The 404-nt window shown below is 49.0% G+C and carries 1 protein-coding gene; it reads left to right on the top strand.

All coding sequences use genetic code 11. From position 1 onward, the window contains the following. Positions 1-404, top strand: a 404-nt coding sequence (locus UF06_RS18820) for a cache domain-containing protein (protein WP_045571798.1), incomplete at both ends; no start/stop codon positions are given.

Here is a 404-nt window from a genome sequence, read left to right as displayed (position 1 = left end):
CTTCTTTGCTTACGATAAACACGGCACTAACCTCGTACATCCCGTTCTCCCTGAATTGGTTGGGGAGAACTTACTTCACCTAGAAGACGAAAATGGCGACAGGCTTATAGAAGCGTTGCTTTACCAAGCGCAATCCGGAGGCGGCTTTCACCAATACTTGTGGCAGAAACCCTCGACTGGCGACATTGTACCCAAGCTCAGTTACGCCGCATGGTGGGATAAATGGGAGTGGATGATTGGCTCTGGTCTTTACATTGAAGATGTCAGCCAAGAAGTCGCGAACATGCGTGCTGCGGTGAACAAAAACATCGAGACCACGTTTTTTTCTGTGGTGGTGATTTTGGTGGTCACCGTGGCGGTGATCATTGTGCTGACGTTAGCCATCAATTTACATGAGCATCGAC

This window comes from Vibrio sp. S234-5 (genome assembly GCF_000960595.1).
Lineage (GTDB): Bacteria > Pseudomonadota > Gammaproteobacteria > Enterobacterales > Vibrionaceae > Vibrio.
This window is presented reverse-complemented; position numbering and strand designations above follow the sequence as displayed.